Source organism: Novilysobacter longmucuonensis, from assembly GCF_046600735.1.
Lineage (GTDB): Bacteria > Pseudomonadota > Gammaproteobacteria > Xanthomonadales > Xanthomonadaceae > Novilysobacter_A > Novilysobacter_A longmucuonensis.
Genome location: NZ_JBJMAW010000004.1, coordinates 66,547 through 87,449 on the forward strand (window position 1 = coordinate 66,547; position 20,903 = coordinate 87,449).

Annotated in this window: 16 protein-coding genes and 2 tRNA genes; 4 read left to right on the forward strand and 14 right to left on the reverse strand. The window is 67.2% G+C overall.

Features of this window, described 5'->3' with window-relative positions; translation table 11 throughout:
* Positions 1-34: 34 nt before the first annotated feature.
* The 10 genes from ACJQWM_RS05855 to ACJQWM_RS05900 all read right to left on the reverse strand — a co-directional run bounded on the left by ACJQWM_RS05855 (position 35) and on the right by ACJQWM_RS05900 (position 11,648).
* Positions 35-316: a hypothetical protein gene (locus ACJQWM_RS05855; RefSeq protein WP_330970800.1), complete on the reverse strand. Its 282-nt coding sequence runs from the start codon at positions 314-316 to the stop codon at positions 35-37.
* Between the two features lie 41 nt (positions 317-357).
* Positions 358-1,485 (reverse strand): CgeB family protein, encoded by a 1,128-nt coding sequence (locus ACJQWM_RS05860; protein ID WP_332703110.1) that lies wholly within the window; start codon positions 1,483-1,485, stop codon positions 358-360.
* A 129-nt stretch (positions 1,486-1,614) separates the two neighbouring features.
* Positions 1,615-2,706: a CgeB family protein gene (locus ACJQWM_RS05865; protein ID WP_332703112.1), complete on the reverse strand. Its 1,092-nt coding sequence runs from the start codon at positions 2,704-2,706 to the stop codon at positions 1,615-1,617.
* Positions 2,699-3,850, reverse strand: a complete 1,152-nt coding sequence (locus ACJQWM_RS05870) for a CgeB family protein (RefSeq protein WP_332703114.1) — start codon at positions 3,848-3,850, stop codon at positions 2,699-2,701. The genes ACJQWM_RS05865 and ACJQWM_RS05870 overlap by 8 nt, the downstream gene beginning before the upstream one ends.
* Positions 3,847-4,998 (reverse strand): glycosyltransferase family 4 protein, encoded by a 1,152-nt coding sequence (locus tag ACJQWM_RS05875; protein WP_332703116.1) that lies wholly within the window; start codon positions 4,996-4,998, stop codon positions 3,847-3,849. Before ACJQWM_RS05875 ends, ACJQWM_RS05870 begins: the two co-directional genes overlap by 4 nt.
* Complete coding sequence (locus ACJQWM_RS05880; protein ID WP_332703118.1) at positions 4,988-5,977, reverse strand: Gfo/Idh/MocA family protein; 990 nt, start codon at positions 5,975-5,977, stop codon at positions 4,988-4,990. The genes ACJQWM_RS05875 and ACJQWM_RS05880 overlap by 11 nt, the downstream gene beginning before the upstream one ends.
* A gap of 290 nt (positions 5,978-6,267) precedes the next feature.
* The gene (locus tag ACJQWM_RS05885; RefSeq protein ID WP_332703121.1) at positions 6,268-7,230 is read right to left on the reverse strand and encodes an MDR/zinc-dependent alcohol dehydrogenase-like family protein; all 963 of its coding nucleotides are present in this window, start codon (positions 7,228-7,230) and stop codon (positions 6,268-6,270) included.
* On the reverse strand, positions 7,227-9,434 hold the full coding sequence (locus tag ACJQWM_RS05890; protein ID WP_332703123.1) for an NAD-dependent epimerase/dehydratase family protein: 2,208 nt from the start codon (positions 9,432-9,434) through the stop codon (positions 7,227-7,229). Before ACJQWM_RS05890 ends, ACJQWM_RS05885 begins: the two co-directional genes overlap by 4 nt.
* A 23-nt stretch (positions 9,435-9,457) precedes the next feature.
* A complete protein-coding gene (locus tag ACJQWM_RS05895) occupies positions 9,458-10,615 on the reverse strand; it encodes an NAD-dependent epimerase/dehydratase family protein (RefSeq protein WP_332703125.1) in 1,158 nt (385 codons plus the stop codon).
* A complete protein-coding gene (locus tag ACJQWM_RS05900; RefSeq protein ID WP_332703127.1) occupies positions 10,602-11,648 on the reverse strand; it encodes a UDP-glucuronic acid decarboxylase family protein in 1,047 nt (348 codons plus the stop codon). Before ACJQWM_RS05900 ends, ACJQWM_RS05895 begins: the two co-directional genes overlap by 14 nt.
* Before the next feature lie 446 nt (positions 11,649-12,094).
* Here ACJQWM_RS05900 and ACJQWM_RS05905 point away from each other — a divergent pair.
* Positions 12,095-12,169, forward strand: a tRNA-Val gene (locus ACJQWM_RS05905).
* 437 nt (positions 12,170-12,606) lie between these two features.
* Here the strand turns inward: ACJQWM_RS05905 and uvrB are convergent.
* Entirely contained in the window at positions 12,607-14,652 is a 2,046-nt protein-coding gene (gene uvrB, locus ACJQWM_RS05910; RefSeq protein ID WP_332703179.1) for an excinuclease ABC subunit UvrB, read from the reverse strand.
* A gap of 184 nt (positions 14,653-14,836) precedes the next feature.
* Here uvrB and ACJQWM_RS05915 point away from each other — a divergent pair, with 184 nt between their 5' ends.
* The 3 genes from ACJQWM_RS05915 (at position 14,837) to ACJQWM_RS05925 (ending at position 16,098) form a co-directional block, all read left to right on the forward strand.
* Entirely contained in the window at positions 14,837-15,382 is a 546-nt protein-coding gene (locus ACJQWM_RS05915; RefSeq protein ID WP_332703129.1) for a GspH/FimT family protein, read from the forward strand.
* A gap of 123 nt (positions 15,383-15,505) precedes the next feature.
* Positions 15,506-15,754 (forward strand): AbrB/MazE/SpoVT family DNA-binding domain-containing protein, encoded by a 249-nt coding sequence (locus ACJQWM_RS05920; protein WP_332703131.1) that lies wholly within the window; start codon positions 15,506-15,508, stop codon positions 15,752-15,754.
* Positions 15,751-16,098, forward strand: a complete 348-nt coding sequence (locus ACJQWM_RS05925) for a type II toxin-antitoxin system PemK/MazF family toxin (RefSeq protein WP_332703133.1) — start codon at positions 15,751-15,753, stop codon at positions 16,096-16,098. Before ACJQWM_RS05920 ends, ACJQWM_RS05925 begins: the two co-directional genes overlap by 4 nt.
* Before the next feature lie 494 nt (positions 16,099-16,592).
* Here the strand turns inward: ACJQWM_RS05925 and ACJQWM_RS05930 are convergent.
* The 3 genes from ACJQWM_RS05930 to ACJQWM_RS05940 all read right to left on the reverse strand — a co-directional run bounded on the left by ACJQWM_RS05930 (position 16,593) and on the right by ACJQWM_RS05940 (position 20,903).
* Positions 16,593-16,669, reverse strand: a tRNA-Asn gene (locus ACJQWM_RS05930).
* A 57-nt stretch (positions 16,670-16,726) separates the two neighbouring features.
* The gene (locus ACJQWM_RS05935) at positions 16,727-19,165 is read right to left on the reverse strand and encodes a prepilin-type N-terminal cleavage/methylation domain-containing protein (protein WP_332703135.1); all 2,439 of its coding nucleotides are present in this window, start codon (positions 19,163-19,165) and stop codon (positions 16,727-16,729) included.
* A gap of 10 nt (positions 19,166-19,175) precedes the next feature.
* The gene (locus ACJQWM_RS05940) at positions 19,176-20,903 is read right to left on the reverse strand and encodes a hypothetical protein (protein WP_332703137.1); all 1,728 of its coding nucleotides are present in this window, start codon (positions 20,901-20,903) and stop codon (positions 19,176-19,178) included.

Sequence of the window (20,903 nt, forward strand, 5' to 3'; positions counted from 1 at the left end):
GCATGCGCGTCGATCTCCCACGGCGCGCCATCGGCTACTCCCGCTCGACGAACTTGAAGAACCGGCTGCGCTTGCCGTCCTTGGTTTCCTCCTGGTAGAGAAAGGCCAGGTCTTCGTCCTCGAACTTCTCGAAGAACTCGTCCCAGCCGATCGCCTGCAGCGAGACATCGTCCCGGAACGCGATCCGCAGCAGGCCGGCGCCATCGTCCTCGTCCTCGGTGCCCTTCACCGTCGCCGGCCGCCCTTCGCGCGCCTCCACCCAGCGCCGGATCTCCTTGTGGTCGGTCGTCTGCTGCGCCTCATGCTTCGCTGCCATTGCACACTCTCCTGGGCGTGTCGGGCCCGTGTGTCACGCTGTCATGGGTGGATGGACACCGCTGCCGGCCTGGGCCGCGGACGGTGGGCCGGCCGGCGTCCGGCGGTGCGTTCGAAATACCGTTCCAGCGTCTCGGCCCGGTGGGCGGCGGTATGTTCAGCCAGGATCCGGCGGCGGCCCCCTTCACCGATCCGGCAGCGGCGTTCTTCGGGTATGTCGCGGATCCATTGCAGTACGTCGGCCCCGGAATGGGTGATCAGGATCTCCTCGCCGGGTTCGAACAGCGTCTCCAGTCCGTCCCATGGATCCGACACGATCGGCGTGGCGCACGCGGCGGCCTCGAACAGGCGCACGCTCGGCGACCAGCCGGCGGCGACCATGTCGGCGCGGGTCACGTTCAAGGTGAAACGCTGCTCGTTGTAGAAGCGGCCATGCAGCGCGGGACCGAGGTGCTCGATGCGCTCGACGTTCTCCGGCCAGGCGATGTCCTCGGGGTACTGCGGCCCGGCCACGGCGAAGCGGCCTTGCGGCCACGCCGCCGCCGGTTCCAGCAGCAGCCGCTCCAGCACCGGCTGGCGATCGTCGCTGTAGGTGCCCATGTAGCCCAGGTCGTAGCGCGGCTCCAGGGATTCGGGCCGGTAGCGCTCGGGATCGACCGAGCAGTACAGCGGCAGGGCGAGCGGCGAGCCATAGCGCTGTTCCAGCGTGCGCAGCGAAGGCCCGCCGCTGAACGACAGGTACAGGTCGTAGCCCGGTATCAGCCGCGGGTGCAGGTAGGGGCACTCCGCGCGCGCCAACTGCGCCAGGGTGACCGGCGTATCGATGTCGTAGAAGGCGATTACGCCTTGCGCCACCGACTGCACCCACTCGCCCACCTCGATCCCCTCGGGCACGTAGGAGCCAACGATCACCAGGTCCGCGCGGGCGATGCTGCCGGCGTGTTCGTCGGCCAGCTGATCCAGGTCGGCATACAGTGCCAGGCGGCCCGGCAGGTCCGACGGCAGGTCCTGCCGGCCGGCGTACCACGGCTTGTCGCACTCCAGGAACAGCACCCGATGGCCGCGATGCTGCAACGCCGTCACCAGCGCGCGGTAGGTGGTGGCATGGCCATTGCCCCAGGAGGAGCGCAGGGTCAGGCCGAGGATCACGATGTCTAGCGGTTGGGTCATTACGTAATCCGTGCGAATGGTTCGCGGAGCTTGGTTTTGTAGGAGCGCCCCATGGGCGCGATGCTTCTACCTGGCGGGTCGAAAAGCATCGCGCCCATGGGGCGCTCCTACACAGGCAGCTTCCGCGGCTCACGCGGTCACCGGGGTTTTCGCCAGCAGCAGCCGTTCGACCTCCAGCGCGCGGTGCGCGTAGGTCTGGTCGGCGAGCAGCCGCTGGCGGGCGCGCTCGCCGATCTGCCGCGCGTGCTCGGGGTCGATCGACTTCAGGTATTCCGCAATCTCCTCGCCGTTGTGCGCCACCAGCACCTCGCGGCCGGGCTCGAGGAACTCCTCAATGCCGTCCCAGGCATCGACGATCAGGCAGGCGCCGGCACCGGCGGCCTCGAACACCCGTGTCGGCGGCGACCAGCCGAAGCGCGCCATGCTCTCGCGGTTGACGTTGAGCACCATGCGCACGCTGCAGTTGAGCGCGTTGTGGTCGCGGGTCGAGACGTGGCCGAGCAGGCGCACGTTTTCCGGGACGGTATCGTCCCATCCGCTGCCGCCGAGCAGAAAGCGCTGGTCGGGTGCGCGGCGGGCGGCCTCGAAGAAGAACCGGTCGACCCGCGCCTCGCGGTCGGGCAGGCGGTTGCCGAGGAAGCCCAGGTCCGCCGCGAACCGCTGCTCGGCCGACACCGGATGGTGGGTGGCCGGGTCGAGCGCGTTGTAAACCGGGATGCAGTCGCGCGCGGCGAAGCCGCGGTAGGCATTCACCACCGGCGGGCCACCGCCATAGGTCAGGACCAGGTCGTAGCGCGGGATCAGGGCGCGGAACGGGTCGGCCGGGTCCTCGGTGATGCGCTCCAGCGTCGCCGGTGCATCGACGTCCCAGAACACCACGGCGGTCTCGGGCGAGCGCAATGCCAACACTTCGCGTTCGAGCAGCGCATCGAACACGCCGACGCCGCTGGCCTTGACCACCACGTCCGCGCCGCGCGCCTGCTCCAGCGCAGCGCTGACGCCGTCCTCGCCTTCGCCGGGATAGACCACCACCCGGGCCCAGTCCGGGTCCTCGATGTCGCGATGCTGCTGGCGCTCGAACGCATCGGGCTCGAAGAAGGTGACCCGGTGGCCGCGCCGGTGCAGCGCGTGCACGATGCCGCGGTAGTAGGTGGCCGCGCCGTTCCAGTAGGACGACACCAGACTGGAACCGAAGAAGGCGATGTTGAGCGATTCAGACATGAAGGGAATTCCTGGGTTCGTGCGGACCACGCAGGGCACGCGGATCATGCAGATCGGTCGGGGCGGCCAGTTCGCCGAGAATCGACATCAACTCGTCGACGCGGTGGGCGCAGGTGTGGCGGCTGCGGATGGTGTGGAGCCCGTGCCGCGCGAGCGTGCCGGCGAGCTCCTTGTCGTGGACGACCTCGCGCAGGCGCTCGCGCATTTCCGCGCCGTTGGCCGCGACCAGGTAGTCCGCGCCCGGCGTGAACAATCCCTCGTCATCCGGCCACGGCGCGCACACCAGCGGGATGCCGCAGGCCAGCGCCTCGAACACGCGGATGGTCGGGATGCCGGGCAGCGCGCGCACGTAGGGCCGGCGCGGCACGTGCACGGTGGCGGCGAAGCGGGCGAACACCTCCGGCGCGCGATGGTTCGGCAGCCACCCGCGGTAGTCGATGCCGGCGCGCGCGAGCTCGGCCAGCGCCGAGCGCGGGTAGCGCACGCCGTGGATCCGCGCGGACAGGCCGAGCTCACGCACCGGATCGATCAGGAACTCGGACAACTCCCGCGTGCGCTCGTCATCGCCCCAGTTGCCGATCCAGACCAGGTCGCCCTCGCGCTTCGCCCCGGGATGCGGCATGAACACGCGCGTGTCGGCGGCCTCGTGCCAGGTCCACACGCGATCGCACCAGCCGCGCTCCAGGTAGCGCTGGCGGACGGCCTCGCCGAAGGCCAGCACGCCGTCGTAGCCGCTGAGGTCGAAGCGCGCCATCTCGTGCGGCGCGGTGGCGGCGCGGTGGTGGGTATCGTGGAACAGCAGCCGGCGCTGCTTTGATGCCAGCCGGCCCAGCCCGGCGACCAGGGCCGGGGCGTTCCACTCGTGCACCAGCACCACGTCGGCGCCGTCGACCGCCTCCTCCAGCACCAGTGCATCGAGGTCGTAGGTGCGGCTGGACAGGCGCGGGAAGCGCCGCTCGAACTCTTCGATCGGTGCGGTGCCGTGCTCGGCCACGAGCTGCGTGCGGCTCCAGCCGTCCTCCGGCTCGAACACCTCCACCTCGTGCCCGCGGGCGAGCAGCTCGCTGACCACACCACGCAGGAAATGCGCATTGCCGTGGTTCCAGTCCGACACCAGCGAGTGGTAGAACAGCACGAACTTCATCGCGCCGCCCCGGCACTGAAGTCGCGGGCGGTACGCGGCGGCACCCAGCGCTCCAATCCGCGCTGCAGCGACAATCCGCTGTAGGCGCGGCGATAGCCGTTGACCATCGCCGCCGGCGTGTAGCGTGCCGCGCGCAGCCGTGCCCGGCGGGCGTAGTCCTCGCGCAGCGACGCGTCGTCGATCAGCCGCTGCAGGGTCGCCGCCAGCGCATCGCGGTCATCGGGTGCGACGAACAGCGCGGCGTCGCCCCAGACCTCACGCAGGCTGTCGATGTCGCCCAGCACCAGCGCGCAGCCGGCCTGCGCCGCCTCCAGCGCCGACAGGCCGAACGGCTCGTAGCGGGCCGGCAGCGCATAGATCGCCGCGCGCGCGAACCACCGGTCCAGTTCGGCGGAATCAAGACAGCCCAGCAGGCGCACGTTGGGCAACTGCGTCGTGCCGCCGTCGGGGTGATGCGCCTGGCCGGCCACGCACACCGGCCACGGCAGGCGCGGCGCCACCTCGGCGAGTGCGACGATGTTCTTGCCCTCGTCCCACAGCCGACCGGCGGCCAGGATCAGCGGTTCTCGGTCCGGACCGGTCACCAGCGCATGGCGGCTGCGGCCGTTGGCGATCACCCGCGCCGAGGGCAGCGGGCCGTAGTGGCTGATCAGCGCCGTCAGCATCGCCTGGCTCGGCGCCACCACCAGGTCGGCCGCGTGCAGGCCATCGTGTACGCGGCTGCGATAGCGGTCCCAGTCCGCCCGCGGTGCGGGACTACCATGGACCGCCTGCCACCACGACAGCACACAGGAATGCCCGGTCATCAGCACCGGCGCGTCCCACGGCAGGTCGCCGTGGCTGTAGTCGTTCAGATGGACGACGCTGGGCTGCACCTGCGCGGCGACCTCCAGCAGCCAGTCGCCGGCGCGGTCGACATCGACCCAGGGCGACTGCATCCACGCCAGCTTGTGGTTGCTCGGGTACAGCGACAGTCCGTCGATCGCCTCGGCATCGCGGCGCTGCTCTTGGGTCAGGGGGCCGCCCATGGTCGCCAGCGCGACCTGGTCGCCGCAGGTGGACAAACCCTGCGCCAGCTCCAGTGCGTACTGCCAAACGCCGCCGACGGTATCGGCGGTCAGCAGCACTCGATGGCGGTCAGCGGCCATAGATCCCATCGACAATGCGCGCGACTTCGACCAGCTGGTCGGCGTCCGGATCGAAGTGTCCGCCCTCGGCCAGCCGCTGCGCCCACTCGACCAGCGCCCGGCCGCCCCAGGCGTCGGGCGGCTCGGCCAGGCGCGTGCGCTGGGTGCCGTCGAAGCGGTCGACGGTGAAGTCGTAGAACGAGCCGGCGACATTACGCAGTGCCGCGCCGCCGCGGCTGCCGTAGAACGCAGCCTCGATCACCGCGTCGCAACCGGCGGGCAACCGCCACGAGCAAGCCATCCGCACATTGGCACCGCTGTGCATCCGCCATTGCACCGAGGCGTAGTCCTCGACCTCGCCGACCGGCTTCGGCAGCGCGCGGCCCTTGGCGTACAGGCGCGCGTCGATCTGGTCGACTGCAGCCCCGCCGCAGATCCACTGCGCCAGGTCGATCAGATGAATGCCCAGGTCCATCACGCAGCCGCCGCCGGACTGCGCCATGTCATAGAACCATGGCTTGTCCGGGCCATAGGCGTTATGGAAGGTGAGGTCGATCGCATGCACCTGGCCGAGCTCGCCGGCCTGCACCCGCTCCCGCAGCGCCGCCACGCCGGCCAGGTGGCGGTAGCTGAAGTCGACGCCGACCAACCGGTCGGCGCGTCGCGCCGCGGCGATGACCTGCTCGGCCTCGGCGGTGGTGCGGGTCAGCGGCTTCTGGCAGAACACCGCCAGGCCGCGCTCGAGCGCGGCGATCGCCTGGGCCGCATGCGCGCCGCTGGGCGTGGCGATGACGATGCCGTCCAGGTCGGCGTCCAGCAGCCCGTCGAGCCCGTCGGTGACCACCGCGCCGGGGGCATCCGCGGCCGCCGCCTCGGCGGCCTCGCCACTGGCATCGGCAATCGCCGCAACGGTCGCCACGCCGCTGTCGGCCAGTACCTGCATGCGCTGCCGGCCGATCCAGCCGACGCCGAGAAAACCCAGGCGGGGGCGCGCTGCCATGGCGCGGAGGTGCGGTCTTTGAGCGGGGTCTGTATCCAAGGCTTTGTCGGAAGGCTCGGGCGAAGAGCCAGAGCAAATCCTCCCCAACCCTCCTTTTCCAAAGGAGGGGGCAACTGCAGTCCCGCACTCGCCCGCATTGAAGGAAGGGGCAACTGCAGACTCGCACTCGCCTACATCAGCGGTGAGCACCTCCCCCTTTTTAAAAGGGGAATCGAGGGGGATTTGCTGTTGCTCCGACTCACTCCCCTTCGCCGATACAGCCTCGGGCGAACAACTGTCGACGGCATCCCTCATAGCGCCACCGTTGCTTTCATGAATCCGTCCGGGCGCTGCTGCAGCGTGTCGAACGCGGTCTCGATCCCGCCCAGCGGAAAGTCGTGGGTCAGCAGCGCGAATGGATCGATGCGTCCGTCCGCCACAGCCTGCACCGCCTCGCGCAGGCCGCGCGCGGCGACCTCCGGGTCGCGCTCGTGCGCGTTGATCACGTCCAGCCCGCGCCAGTTCCATTGCTGCATGTCGACCTGGCGCGGGCCGTTCTGGTGGTAGCCGGCGATGATCAGCCGGCCGCCTTCGGCGCTGATCGCGCTGGCGATGTCGAGCGTGGACTGCTCGCCGGCGGCCTCGATGACTCGTGCGCAACCGGCGCCGGCGCTGATCTCCTGCACCGCACCGATCGCCGCGTACATGTCGTCGGTGGCCAGCGTGGTCGCCGCGCCGCACTGGCGCGCGACCTCCAGCGCGAACGGCCGCCGCGACAGCGCGATGACCTCGGCGCCGGCGCGGCTGGCGAGCTGGATCAGCAACGCGCCGATGAAGCCTACGCCGACCACCGCGACCCGCTGGCCGGCGCGGATGTCGCTGCGTCGGAAGATGTTCATCGCACACGCCATCGGCTCGCCCGGCATCGGCCGGTCGGCCAGGCCGTCGGGTACGCGGGTCAGGGCCGCGGCCGGGGCGACGTCGTACTCGGCGTAGGCGTTGCCCGACAGCAGCGCGACGCGCTCGCCGATGCGCCAGTCGTCCACCTCCTCGCCGACCGCATCGATCTCGCCCCAGCCCTCGTGCCCCGGCGCACCGGGCGCCAGCGGGTATTCGAACCACGGTTGGCCGGCCCAGACCGGCAGGTTGGACGCGCAGATGCCGCAGCCTTGCAGCCGCACGCGCACTTCGTTCGGTGCGGGTGTCGGCAGTGGCTGGCGCCGCACCTCGATGCGGCCGTTGCCGCAGAACACCGCTGCGCTCATCGTGCTCATGCGACGTGCCTCCGTGCCGGAATCTGTCCCGAGCCGCTGCGCTGCGCATGCAGCCAGTGGTGCAGCCGTGCCACACCGTCGGCCACGCCCACGCGCGGGGCCCAACCGGTCGCCTTGCCGAGCGCTCGTGTGTCGGATACGTAATAGCGCTGGTCGCCGGTGCGCCATGGTGCGCGGGTGACCTTCGGCGTGTGCCCGGCAAGTGCGCCGATACGCTCGAGCAGCTCGATCAGGCTGGTGGTGTTGGCCGGGCCGCCGCCGATGTTGAAGGCGCGGCCGCGCAATTGCGGCATGCGCTCCTGGCACAGCAGCAGTGCATCGACCAGGTCCTCCACGAACAGGATGTCGCGCACCTGGCGGCCGTCGCCGTAGATCGTGATCGGCTGCCGCTCCAGCGCGCGGATCAGGAAATGCGCGACCCAGCCCTGGTCCTCGGTGCCGAACTGGTGCGGGCCGTAGATGCAGCTCATCCGCAGCACCGCCGCGGGCAATCCGTAGCTGCGTGCGTAATCGAGAACGTACTGGTCGGCGCCGCCCTTGGAGCAGCCGTAGGGACTATGGAAGTCCAGCGGCCGCGATTCGCCGATCCCGGCTGCGCGCAGCGCCGCGTCGCGTGGTTGATAACGGCTGTCGGTAGCCTCCAGCGCCACGTCGTCGATCGCGCCGTACACCTTGTTGGTCGAGGTGAACACGACCGGCGGCGGGCGCCGCGCACGTCGCGCAGCCTCCAGCACGTTGAAGGTGCCGCGCAGGTTGATGTCGAAGTCGGTGGCCGGATCTTCCAGGCTCGAAGTCACCGCGACCTGAGCGGCGAAGTGGAACACCTGCCCCACCCCAGCCACGGCCTCGCGCAGCAGGTGGCGGTCGCGCACGTCGGCAATCTCGACCTGCAGGCGGTCACCGAAACACGCGCGCAACCAGCGTACGTTGTGCTCGACGCCGGGCCGCGACAGGTTGTCGTAGATCAGCACCGGCCGGTCGGCGGCGAGCAGGCGCGCGGCTAGGTTGGTGCCGACGAAGCCCGCGCCGCCGGTGATCAGTACCGGTCGCTGCTGGCCGGACCGCAGGCGCGCGGGTGGGCGCTGCGGCGCCTGCGCCGGTGTGTCCTGCCGTGCGGTGTCGTGTTCCGGTGCCGACGCCGTCTGGTCAGCGTCATCGGCCCGCTGCCTCTCCGGCGGCAGCGCCGCCAGGCTCGCCACCGACACCGGATCCTTGTCCGGTGCGCGCGACAGGCCGGTGCCGTGATGGTGCTGCAGCGAGGCGATCTCCTCGACGCCGTCGAACCCCGACGCCGCCCACATCCGGTACAGCAGTTTGGGTCGCCCGTGCGCATCGCGCAGACCGAAGTGGTAGTGGCGCTCGTCCTCGTGGAAGCCGTCCTGGTGGCTCAGGCTGTCGTGCAGGTCATTTGCCGCGTACCAGTAGATGCGATCGGCCGGCGCGTCGAGCACCGTGCGCAGCTGCCGCAACTGCTCGATCTCGTCGTGACGCCAAGTCGAATAGCCGACCTCGGTCAGCCAGATCTGCGGCTTGACCGCATGCTGCTCGAGCACCGCGCGGACGTCGCTGATGGTGTCGCTCCACGAGCGTTCGCGGAAGTCCCAGGTGCCGGGAAAACCGTGGATGCCGACCGCATCGATATGCTCCAGCACGCCACGATCGGCCAGCATGCCCAGCCAGTTCGGATCGGTCGGGCACATCCCGCCGAGCAGCGTCTTCTTGCCGCGCTGGCGCACCCAATACGCGGCCTGCCCGACCATCGAGGAGAAGATCTCCCAGTTGTGGTCGAGGTGCCAGTCCCAGTCGTTGAGGTTGTTCGGCTCGTTCCACAATTCGACCCATTCGAAATGCGCGCCGAACCGGGTGATCATCAGGTCGAGAAAATCGGCGTAGGCCTTCGGATCGCGCGGCGGCGAGGCGGTCCGTGCCTCGATCCCGAGCGACGGCGGCGTATAGGTAAAACACGGCAGCACTTCGCACTCGGCCGCCAGCCGCGGCAGCAGCCACGAGTACCAGTCTTCGCCACCCGGCGCATGCCAGTCGGCCCAGGAAAACTGCGTGCGCAGGCGGCGCACGCGCAGCTCGCGCATGTCCTCGATCAGTTGCGTCACGCGCTCGACATCGCCGATCCGCAGCCACTCGATCACCCCGATGCCCGCCATCCGCTCGCGCGCGGCAGCGCTAGCCGCGGCGGCACTGGTCACGGCAGCCGTCGTCGCGGCAGGCCTCATCGCTGCAAGCCCCGGCGCGACAGTTCGGCGCTGGCGTCCTCCACGCGATCGAATGCGTTCTGCCCGAGCATCCATTCCACCAGTTCCTCCAGGCCATCGGCCAGGTCGACCTGCGGCCGGTAGCCCAGCACTTCATGGGCCAGCTCGATATCGGCGAAGCAGTGGCGGATGTCGCCGGTGCGGTATTTGCGCGTGACCTCCGGCGGCAGGTCATCGATGCCGAGCGCGCGGGCCATCTGCTCGGCCACCTCCAGGATGCTCAGCGACTTGCCGCTGCCGATGTTGAGCACGCGGCCATCGACGTCGGGGGTCTCCAGTGCCAGCCGGCAGGCGCGCGCGACATCGCGCACGTTGACGAAGTCGCGACGCTGCTGCCCGTCCTCGAACACCATCGGCGCGCGCCGGTTGAGGTAGCGCGCGGCGAAGATCGCAAGCACGCCGGTGTAGGGGTTCGACAGCGCTTGGCGGGTGCCGTAGATGTTGAAGAAGCGCAAGGCGACAGTGGGAATGCCATAGGCCTGGCCGATCAGCAGGCACAGCCGCTCCTGGTCGAGCTTGGACAGCGCGTACACCGATGAGGGCGAGACCGGCTTGCTCTCCGGGGTCGGCAACGGCGCCAGCATCGCGCCGCCGCCGTGCAGTTCCCAGTCGCCGCGCACGAGTTGTTCCAGGGGGCGTTCCGGTGGGCTCAGCACGTTGCCTGCGTCGTCGCGGTATAGCCCTTCGCCATACACGCTCATGCTCGATGCGACCACCAGCTTCGCCACCGGCGTCGCGGCCAATGCTTCCAGCAGCACCGCGGTGCCGCGGTTGTTGACGTCGGTGTAGCGCTCGATCTCGTACATGCTTTGGCCGACGCCGACCGCGGCGGCGAAGTGGAACACCGCGTCCACGCCGAGCAGTGCCCGGCGCACCGCCGTCGCGTCACGGACATCGCCGCGAATCAGCTCGATGTCTTCATGCAGATACGCCGGGCGCCCGATCGCATCGCCATGGACCTGTTCCGACAGGTTGTCCAGCACCCGGACCCGATAGCCATGCGCGAGCAGTTCATCGGCCAGGTGCGAGCCGACGAATCCGGCGCCGCCGGTGATCAGGACCAGGCCCGAGCCTGCCTGTTGCTTTCCGTCACCGCCTCCGTTAGTTGCAGCCACTATTGATCTCCATCTGCAGCAGTGAATCGGTGCCAAGATCGAGATGACCGTTGGCCAGGGTTTCCTCGAACCAGGCGATCGTCCGCCGCAGCCCTTCGTCCAGCGATACCTGTGGCGCCCAGCCCAGGCTCTGGCGCGCCAGCGTGATGTCCGGGCAGCGCCGGGTAGGGTCATCGACCGGCATCGGCCGATGTCTCAATTTGGATCGCGAGCCGGTCAGCTCGATGATGCGGGTCGACAGTTGCAGCACCGTCACCTCGGACGGGTTGCCCAGGTTCACCGGCCCGGTGACCTCGGCAGGGCTGTCCATCAGCCGCACGATGCCTTCGATCAGGTCGTCGACGTAGCAGAACGAGCGGGTCTGGCTACCGTCGCCGTTGATCGTCATCGGTTCGTTCCTGAGCGCCTGCACGATCAGGTTCGACACCACGCGGCCGTCGTCGGCCTGCATCGACGGGCCGTAGGTGTTGAAGATGCGCGCGACCTTGATCTCGGTGCCGTGGACGCGGTGATAGTCGAAAAACGCCGCTTCAGCGCAGCGTTTTCCCTCGTCGTAACAGGCCCGCGGCCCGATCGAGCTGACCGAGCCGCGGTAGCTTTCCATCTGCGGATGCACTTCAGGCTCACCGTAGACCTCGCTGGTCGAGGACAGGAAGATCCGCGCCCCCGACTGTCGTGCCAGGTGCAGCATGTTCAACGAGCCATCGATGCAGGTCCGGATAGTCTTCTCCGGATCGGCCTGGTAGTGCAGAGGCGAGGCGCAGCACGCGAGATTGAAGATGCGGTCGGCGCGGAAGCCGGCCAGTTGCGCTTCATCGGGATTCACCACGTCCTGCTCGATGAACTGGATCAGCCCGCGCCCGAGCAGCGGCCTCAGGTTGCGCATGCTTCCGGTGGCGAGATTGTCCATCGCCACCACTTCATAGCCGTCCTCGAGCAGTCGGGCGCAGAGATGGGAGCCCAGGAACCCGGCACCACCGGTCACCAGCGCTCGCTTGCCAGCACCATTTCGCTTCCCGTTCGATCCATCCATAAATGATCCACGCGATAGGGCCGCTGTATCGGCCCGGCGCGGCACCTGAAGGATTCAGGTGCCTGACGCCGCGATTGAAGAGGTCGCAAGTTCGGTGCCAGTTCCGCGCTGGTGGCTATACCTCCGCCAAACGCGAGCTTCAGCAGCAACCGGCCGAGCGGCGGCCGAAGCCCGCCCGGTGCGCGGCTGCAACTGTTGCGCGGAGGATGAAAGTCTTTCTGCTGATGCTGCCGAAGGCGGTGCCGTCGCGTAGAAGCGCCTTCAGAGTCGGGTTCTCCGCTCCAAGCGGGAGTGTGCTTCCATCGACGGCAGCCGGGCACGACTAGCGGATATCACCGCGGTTTCACTTGGCCGCAACAGGCGCTCAAGCGAGGGCCGAACCAGTTGTCGCCGCCTTCACGCTGGGCTACACTGCGCGCCCTCTCGCCGGGGTTACATCGGCGACCGGGCGGTTAGCTCAGCGGTAGAGCACTACCTTGACATGGTAGGGGTCACAGGTTCGAACCCTGTACCGCCCACCAGTTTCAATCGGCGAACGGCGCGATCCCCAGGGTCGCGCCGTTTTGCTGTGGGCATCGCAAGATGCGATCGCGGCCATGGGCCGCTACTACAAAAGATCGCGACGGGCGTGGTGCGTGCCGCGAGGTTGTGTAGAGCCGAGCTTGCTCGGCTTCACGCCCGCCCGCGATTCCGTCACTGCCGTGGCGGTGCAGCGGAGCAAGCTCCGCTCTACAGAGCGCCGACGGGTCTTTGCCCCGACGGCTTTTCGTAGGAGCGGCCCATGGCCGCGAGCCCTTCGTTCAGATCACGACAAGCCCGCTCGGGTGCGGGAAGGCCTAGGCGCGACCAGCGTTTCGCCAGCGCCGGGCGAAGAGCATCGCGGCCATGGGCCGCTCCTACAAAGATCGTGCCGAGCGTGAGGTTTGCCGCGGCGTATTGCATCGAGCCGAACGCGGCATCAACTGATGAATCCTGCTTCCTTCAGCTGCCGCAACTGGTCGCGTACCGCGGCGGCCTCCTCGAACTCCAAATCCCGCGCGTGCTGGTACATCCGCTGTTCCAGGGATTTGATCTTCGCGGCCAGCTTGGCCGGGCTCAGCGTGCGGTATTCGGCGTGCTCTTCGGCGAGCTTTCGCTCCCGGTTGCGGCCCTTGAGCGCGTCGGGGTCGACCCGCGCGCCTTCCATGATGTCCATCACCCCGCGCACCACCGACGTGGGGGTGATGCCGTGCTCGGCGTTGTACTCGACCTGCTTGGCGCGGCGCCGGTCGGTCTCGTCGATGGCCTTCTGCATCGAGTTGGTGACCCGGTCGGCATACAGGATCGCCTTGCCGCGGACGTTGCGGGCGGCGCGGCCGATGGTCTGGATCAGCGAGCCGGCCGAGCGCAGGAAGCCTTCCTTGTCGGCATCCAGGATCGCCACCAGCGACACCTCGGGCATGTCCAGGCCCTCGCGCAGCAGGTTGATGCCGACCAGCACGTCGAACTTGCCCAGCCTCAAATCGCGGATGATCTCGACCCGCTCCACCGTATCGATGTCCGAGTGCAGGTAGCGCACGCGCACGCCGTGCTCGCCCAGGTACTCGGTGAGGTTTTCGGCCATGCGCTTGGTCAGCGTGGTGATAAGCACGCGGTCGCCCATCGCCACCCGCAGGGTGATCTCGCCGAGCACGTCGTCGACCTGGGTGGCGACGGGGCGGATCTCCACCTCCGGGTCGATCAGGCCGGTCGGGCGCACCACCAGCTCGACCACCTGCCCCTCGGACTTCTGCATCTCGTAATCGCGCGGCGTGGCCGAGACGAAGATCGAACGCGGCGCGCGCCCTTCCCACTCCTCAAACTTGAGCGGCCGGTTGTCCAGCGCCGAAGGCAGGCGGAAGCCGAACTCGACCAGCGTTTCCTTGCGCGAGCGGTCGCCCTTGTACATCGCGCCGATCTGCGGAACGGTCACGTGCGACTCGTCCAGCACCAGCAGCGCGTCCGGCGGGAGGTAGTCGTACAGGCACGGCGGCGGCTCGCCCGGCATGTGGCCGGTCAGGTGCCGCGAGTAGTTCTCCACGCCGTTGCAGAACCCGACCTCGGCCAGCATCTCCAGGTCGAACTGGGTGCGTTGCGCCAGGCGCTGCGCCTCGACCAGCTTGTTCTGGGCGTACAGCTGCTCCAGTCGCACGCGCAGCTCGTCCTTGATCGCGTTGACCGCGTCCAGCACGGTGCGCCGCGTGGTGACGTAGTGCGACTTGGGATAGATGGTGAAGCGCGGCAGCCTGCGCAGGCTTTCGCCGGTGAGCGGGTCGAAGGCGGTGATGTTCTCGATCTCGCCATCGAACAGCTCGACCCGCACCGCCTCCATCTCCGACTCGGCCGGGTGCACGTCGATCACCTCGCCGCGCACGCGGTAGGTGCCGCGGCGCAGTTCGGTGTCGTTGCGCACGTACTGCATCTCGGTCAGGCGGCGGATCAGCTCGCGCTGGTCGATGCGCTCGCCGCGCACCAGGTGCAGCACCATGCGGAAGTATTCGTTGGGGTCGCCCAGGCCATAGATCGCCGACACCGTGCAGACGATGATCGCGTCGCGTCGCTCCAGCAGCGCCTTGGTCGCCGACAGCCGCATCTGCTCGATGTGCTCGTTGACCGAGCTGTCCTTCTCGATGAACGTGTCCGACGACGGCACGTAGGCCTCGGGCTGGTAGTAGTCGTAGTAGCTGACGAAATACTCGACCGCGTTGTGCGGGAAGAACGCCTTGAACTCGCCGTACAACTGCGCGGCCAGGGTCTTGTTGGGCGCCATCACCAGGGTCGGCTTCTGTACCGACTGGATCACGTTGGCGATGGTGTAGGTCTTGCCCGAGCCGGTCACGCCGAGCAGGGTCTGGTGGGCCAGGCCGCTCTCAAAGCCCTCGATCAGCTTGGCGATCGCCTGCGGCTGGTCGCCCGCCGGGGAATACGGCGAGACCAGCTGGAACACGCCCTCGGCGGGCGGGGCTGGACGGGTGCTGTCGTTCATCGGTGGGGGGCTGTCGTTCATGGCGTTGCGCAATGCGGAGCTGCAGTCAGGCGACCACGCAGTCTAGCGAGCCGCCAGAGATGGGGGCGTCGCGGCGTTTTCCTACCCCGGTGGCACTGGCATTCCGATGCCGGTTCACCTGGTCTGGCGGCATGCTGGCCCCTGGTTCGAACGGAGTCGGCCCATGCGAGGCAACACCAAGGGATTCACCCTGATCGAGGCGCTGGTGGCACTGCTGGTGACCGCGCTGCTGCTGGCGATCGCGGTGCCTGCCTGGAGCAACGCGACCTCGGCGGTGCACGCCGGCAAGGCGCGCCTGGCGATGGCCGAGACCGTGCTCGACGCGGTGCGGCACTCGGCCCTGACCGCCACCGAGGTCGTGGTGTGCTCCAGCAACGATCCCGGCGCGACGCAATGCAGCCGGAGCGTCGAATGGACCGACGGTTGGATCGCCTTCCCCGACATCAACGGCAACCGCGAACGCGACCCCAACGAGCCGCTGCTGCAGCGCCGGGGCGCACTGGAAGGCGGCGCCCGCCTGCGCAGCACCCCCGGACGCACCCGGCTGGTATTCCAGCCCAACGGCGGCAACGCCGGCTCCAACGTGACCTTCACCCTGTGCGACAAGCGCGGCGTCGAAAAGGCGGTGACGCTGGTGCTGGCCAACGACGGGCGCGCCCGCAGCGGCACACCGACCGCGGCCGCCGCGCAGGATTGCGTGCGCAGTTGACGCGGCGACTGCGTTCCAGCGCCCCGCCGATGGCGGGCGTAACACTCCCCCATACATCGTTGCACCCAGCACACGGCGAGCGTAATGTTTTACACTGATAAAACTTCTGACGATGTAATCCTGATGCCATTCACCGCCATCCTCCGCAAATCCGGCGGCTCCATCATTCTTTCGATCCCCAAGTCGATTGCGCAGAGCCTGGCGATCGAAGCCGGTTCGGCGGTCGAGCTTTCCGTCGACGGGCGCAAGCTTTCGGTCGTTCCGGCCCGCCGCAGCCTGGTGGACAGGTTGGCCGCCAGCCCCAGAACGCCTGCCGACTGGCACCGCGACGACGGGCTGGATGACGCACCGACCGGCCGCGAACTGCTGTGAGCCGAGGCATTCCACGGCGCGGCGATATCCTCGAACTGGACCTCAACCCGACGCAGGGTCGGGAGATCCGGGGGTCGCGACCGGTGCTGGTACTGTCGGCCGATGCCTTCAACACGGCATCGGGCCTGCTGCTGGTTGCGCCCATCACCCAAGGTGGCATGGCGTCGCGAGACACCGGGTTCAGCGTGACCCTGGCGGGCGCCGGCACCCGCACGCAGGGGGTTGTGTTGTGCGACCAGACCCGCACGGTGGACGCCCGCGCACGTACATTCAAGCGCGTCGAAAAGGCGCCTGCGCCGCTGGTCGAGGAAGCCTTGGACGCGGTGCGCGCCATCCTGGAATGAGTGTGCCCGGAGCTTCAACGCAGGCCACGGTGACTCGTTGATACAGAAGCCGGCACCTTCAAGCTTCGATGCGACGGCAGAGCCGGATCACCAGCCTCTCCCGGATACGCGCCAAGCTGCGCAGCATTCCCGGGCACACCCACCCGGGAGGCCGCACAGGTGTGTGTGCAAGCCGGTTGAGACCAACGTGGATACCCATCAGCCGCGCGTCGGCGCCCGCTTCTTCGACCGGCCCGACGACGCCACGCCAGCCGCCGTACACGCCCGCCCCCTTTGTAGGAGCGGCTTCAGCCGCGATCACGCAGCAACCCCGAAGCAAGCGAGACCCACCACTCGCTCCATCTCCTCCACCCGCGGCGCGTACGCAGCTCCCGGGGCGAGCCGCGCACGCACCGGGAACCGACCCCGACAGAGCCGCACCACCGTCCCAAAAACGCGAAAGGCCCGCCTCGCGGCGGGCCTTTCGGCGGGATCACGACAGTGATCCGGTGTTCTGGCGCCCGAAGTTGGACTCGAACCAACGACCCCCTGATTAACAGTCAAGTGCTCTAACCAGCTGAGCTATTCGGGCGGGGGCCGCATATGATGCCGCCCTGCCGTAAATGCGTCAACTGGAGAAACGCAGATCCTAGTCGCAGGCCAGCTCCCACACCGGTACGCCGGCGCTGCAGGTTTGATAGGTCGCGCGAGTCTCCTGACGGGTACCGAAGTCCACGACGACTTCACTGATCTTGGGCGTGACCGCCGGGACGTCCTTGATCGGTGTGATCCTGGGGATTGTGAAACTAATCGCTTCGTCAAGCATGCCCGGGTTGGAAGTGTTGGAAGTGCTCGAATCAGCTTCAGCTACTACAACGCCGTCCACCAATGCGCGCTCGAACTGGTAGGTCACGCACATGGGCCGTTCAACAATGGAAGTCGTCGGATTTTCACAGGGATTGTCAATCTCCTCGACATCCTTGCTGTTGTAGCCGCCGAGCGAGACTTCAATGTTTTCGGTGGGCTCGGACGAGCAAGCGTATGGGTCACTCGAGCCATCCGTAGCGCGCGGTTGGCAGTTGCCCAAAGTAACAATCGCGGTCGGATCGTTGTTCTTGTCTGCGTCCGTTACGATCGATTTTCCTTGGACCTTGGGCAATATCCAGCTCATGGTGAACTGGTTTGGCGCTGCGGCCAGCGCATAGCCTCGCATCGGGTTGGTTACGTCACCAAACAGCCTGGCGGTACTTGGATTTGGACTGGGAGTGTCCAGCCACAATGGGCCGGCAGGGTGCTCGTCAGACAACCGCACGAACAACTGCTCATCCACTGCGAGGGCATTAGCCTCATCCGGATTGATCGCGCTGTATAGGGCCAGACCGGAATTGTGCGATCGAATGTTCGAGGCCGCAAAGTTGAGGTAATTGCGATCATCTCCCTCCATCGCCGATATTCCGTGGTCTGACGGCAACGCATCGCCGGCAACGACGGCACGCGGCGACCAGGACGAAATTTCCGTAGTGTTGATCGTCGCCATTGGCACATACGGCAGCACACACTGCGCTCGGCTCAGGTCATCGGTAGGGGCGGGGTCGCACTCCTGCGCGACGGTTGTCAGTCGCCTGATCGCTTCAGCTTCAAGGTAATCGGCCATGAACACGCGCCCGTGCAGCCAACGGGTCTCGCCTGAACGAATCGGAACATAGGCAGGACGGTTGAGACCCGCGTTTTCCTGTACGGCGGAGAAGTCGGTTCCGTTGCCTTCACCGCTCATCGAGCCTGTGGAGTAGAACAGACTGGAAACGGCCTCGTAGACATAGTTCTCGTAAGCCTCCGTTCCGCCCGGATCGAGTGTGGGCGACGTGGCCGAGTCGCTATCCGGTACCGGTATGGCAGCGGTTGGATTGCCGTCCAATTCGCGGGTCGCCACCAGCGCGTTGTCCTGGATCTTCGGGTCCGCAGCGACCCGGAACACGCCATCGACACGGATCACTCGGCAGGCTTCGAGGTACTCGGCACCACCGCTGTTATCGACTGCAATGAAATTGTCGTTGTTGTCGAGACGATAATGCGCTGAAGTCTGCCCCGGCCATGGACTGAACTTGGGACCGCTTGCCCCTGCGGGGTCCTTGTGATCGCGGCAGCACACATCACACAGTTCGCTCTGGGTGACATCGGCCGGGCTCGAATTGACCGGGGTACTCGCCAGTTCCGGCGTTTTGTACGCGTTACCGTCCCAATACGTCGGCCGGAACCCCTGCGCGAGCAGGAACGACTGTAGGTAGTTGTTGCCCCCGGCGTCGAAACCGGAGGCGTCATTCCGGCACGAGCAGCCGACGATGGCAGTTTCAATGCGCTTGTTGAAGCGTGCGAATCCGTCCGGGGTGAATTCGTCGTGCGAGTAGGTCAGGACGTCGAAACGGGTGTCCGAGACATAAGTACCGTCCTCGCCGCCCTGCAACGTCGGCTTCGGATTGGTCGCTGCCGTCGCTTCGCCGTCAGCGCCACCGGTCGCAATGGGGATCATGCCCTCGGTCAGGGGACTTTCGCGGCGCACGATCGGGCGCAGACCGGCATCGTCGTTCGGCTCCCGGTCAACGAGAACTTTCGAGGCATTGAGCGCCAGTGGGCTGACGTCGGTGGTCATGCTCAAGGTACGCGCAGCACCGCTAGCGTCGGTCCAGCCGACATTGATCACATGCCGGTTGAAGTAGGCCATGTTCCCCGGAGGGTTGGTGTCGGGGACGAAGCCACCCAGTCCCGCATTCGCCGTCTCGTCGTAGACGTACTGGGTCGACACCACGTTTCGGGTCAGCGTCGCCAGGCCCGCGGCGTCTGCCGTGGCAGCAATGCTGGCGGCGATTTCGGCGGCGTCACCGACGGTGCCGGTGCGGATGCGGTCGAGCTCGCTGGACGCATAGGCCGCGACCTGGGAGCGCGCCTTCGCGTCGGCGCTGGAACGGGCCAACGCACCCTGCAGTGCCGTCAAGGCCAGCATGCCGGTGGCAAGCACGACCACCGCGATCATGACTTCCAGCAGTGTGAAGCCACGGGATCCGGTGGGGCGGCGCATGGAGATCAGTGTCATGGCCATTTCCTCAGTACCGCAGCCGGTCGGTCCAGGACCCGGGGATCGAGGCCGGATTGATGTTGTTGGGATTGTTGATCAGGTTGAACAGCACGTCCTTGTTGTAGACGATCGCCGCACTACCGCCACCGCCTGACTGCACCTTTCCCTGCACGACAGCGGCACCATAGATCGTCATGTTGCCGTTGACGCCGAGTACGGCAGACCCACCGGTCGCCGGGTCCAGCGTCGTGCTGCTATTGGGTTCGCGCAGGAACGCCAAGCCGTACATGACCAGGCCGTTGACCTGGGTCAGGCTGCCGTCGTAGACCAACGCCACCGGCTTACTGGGTGATCCGAACTGATTGAGGCCCCTGATCCTGTCACAGCCACCCGCAAAGCCCGGCAAGTCACCGATCGCCTCTTCATGTACCCAGATGACACCCTCACTGTCCGCACCCAACGCGTCGCATTGCGCCTGGTCATCGACTCCGTCGCCAATGTGGATCTTGTTGCGGATGTTGAGCAGATAGCAGGTGTCGGCCGGAAGCGATGCTGTGACCTCCGCCCCGGTTGTTGGATGCGGGTACTTGCAGTCCGCAAGAATGATGCGTTCTTCGCCAAAGTGGCAATCCAGCGCTGCGGTCGTGCATGCATCGCCTTCGGCAATGCCGCCCCGGTTAACGTCCGTCCACGCGGACTGACCGAACAGGAACGCGAACAGGTCCTCCGGGAACTCCTCCCGGCGGATATTCGCATTCGCAGTCGTTGGACAACCTGCAACATTGAGCGGGTCCGATTCGATGTCGACGATGTCCATGCCTTCACAGAAGTCGGCGCCCTTGCCGAACGACAGGGAGTTGTCGGTCGGACATTTGCAGGTGTCGCACACGGCAATGCCGTCGAAGTAACCAGGAGGCCCGGAGTTGCTACCGCCCTGGCGAATGAAATTATCGAAGTAGCAGGTGTTCGGCGTGCCGTTGGCACCGACGTCCAACCGCGACCAGATCGAGGTCGGTACGCCGGATCCGGCCGCATCGGGCGAGGTGACGACTTGCATGCCGCCGCCGACGTCGACCGAGCCCGACGCCACCAGCGGCGGTGTACCCACCCCGGCAGCGAAAATGTTGTACGCGCCGATGGTCTGGCTGACGGTGGCACTGGAGCCTTCGCCGGTCAGGCTGCCCTTGGACACGAGGGTAGCGACCCAGGTGGTCGAGGCGTCATCGAGGCTGTCGGTGCATTCGGTACCCGCCGGGGTAGCGCCGGTGGCCGGGATCTCACGGACCCGGCACAGCACGGCGCCGACCTGACGGGTGGCGCCGAAACCGCCGACGCTTGAATCAGCAAGCTCGGCCTGCAACGGCAGCAGGCGGTCTGCCAGGGCAGCACCTCCACTTCCTTCAGCCATGTACGTGAACATCGTGGCGCGCCGGGTGGCGGGCACAGCACCGCAGGGGAAATCGGTCTCGCTGGCACCACATTCCCGCCAGGTGTCGTTAGTGGCGAACAGCGTCCGGTTTGCATTGAGGTATTCCACGCCCAGCGCGATGCCCGACTCCGCCGTTTCCTGTGCCAGCTTCGCGCGAAGATCATTGCCGGAAGTGCGTTGTTCAAAGCTGCCGACATTCAGCGCAAAGACCACGAAAAGGGTCGCGAGCAACAGCAGGACCATCACCACCAGCAGCGTGCTGCCAGTGGCCGTGCGTGCCGATGTCGAGCCAACGTGCGGGCGCTCCAGTGCAATCCGGTTGTTCAT

Coding starts and splice junctions, on each gene's coding strand:
- ACJQWM_RS05855 (WP_330970800.1), bottom strand. CDS start 316: ATGGCAGCGAAGCATGAGGCGCAGCAGACGACCGACCACAAGGAGATC.
- ACJQWM_RS05860 (WP_332703110.1), bottom strand. CDS start 1,485: ATGACCCAACCGCTAGACATCGTGATCCTCGGCCTGACCCTGCGCTCC.
- ACJQWM_RS05865 (WP_332703112.1), bottom strand. CDS start 2,706: ATGTCTGAATCGCTCAACATCGCCTTCTTCGGTTCCAGTCTGGTGTCG.
- ACJQWM_RS05870 (WP_332703114.1), bottom strand. CDS start 3,850: ATGAAGTTCGTGCTGTTCTACCACTCGCTGGTGTCGGACTGGAACCAC.
- ACJQWM_RS05875 (WP_332703116.1), bottom strand. CDS start 4,998: ATGGCCGCTGACCGCCATCGAGTGCTGCTGACCGCCGATACCGTCGGC.
- ACJQWM_RS05880 (WP_332703118.1), bottom strand. CDS start 5,977: ATGGCAGCGCGCCCCCGCCTGGGTTTTCTCGGCGTCGGCTGGATCGGC.
- ACJQWM_RS05885 (WP_332703121.1), bottom strand. CDS start 7,230: ATGAGCACGATGAGCGCAGCGGTGTTCTGCGGCAACGGCCGCATCGAG.
- ACJQWM_RS05900 (WP_332703127.1), bottom strand. CDS start 11,648: ATGGATGGATCGAACGGGAAGCGAAATGGTGCTGGCAAGCGAGCGCTG.
- uvrB (WP_332703179.1), bottom strand. CDS start 14,652: ATGAACGACAGCACCCGTCCAGCCCCGCCCGCCGAGGGCGTGTTCCAG.
- ACJQWM_RS05915 (WP_332703129.1), top strand. CDS start 14,837: ATGCGAGGCAACACCAAGGGATTCACCCTGATCGAGGCGCTGGTGGCA.
- ACJQWM_RS05920 (WP_332703131.1), top strand. CDS start 15,506: ATGCCATTCACCGCCATCCTCCGCAAATCCGGCGGCTCCATCATTCTT.
- ACJQWM_RS05935 (WP_332703135.1), bottom strand. CDS start 19,165: ATGACACTGATCTCCATGCGCCGCCCCACCGGATCCCGTGGCTTCACA.
- ACJQWM_RS05940 (WP_332703137.1), bottom strand. CDS start 20,903: ATGAACAACCGGATTGCACTGGAGCGCCCGCACGTTGGCTCGACATCG.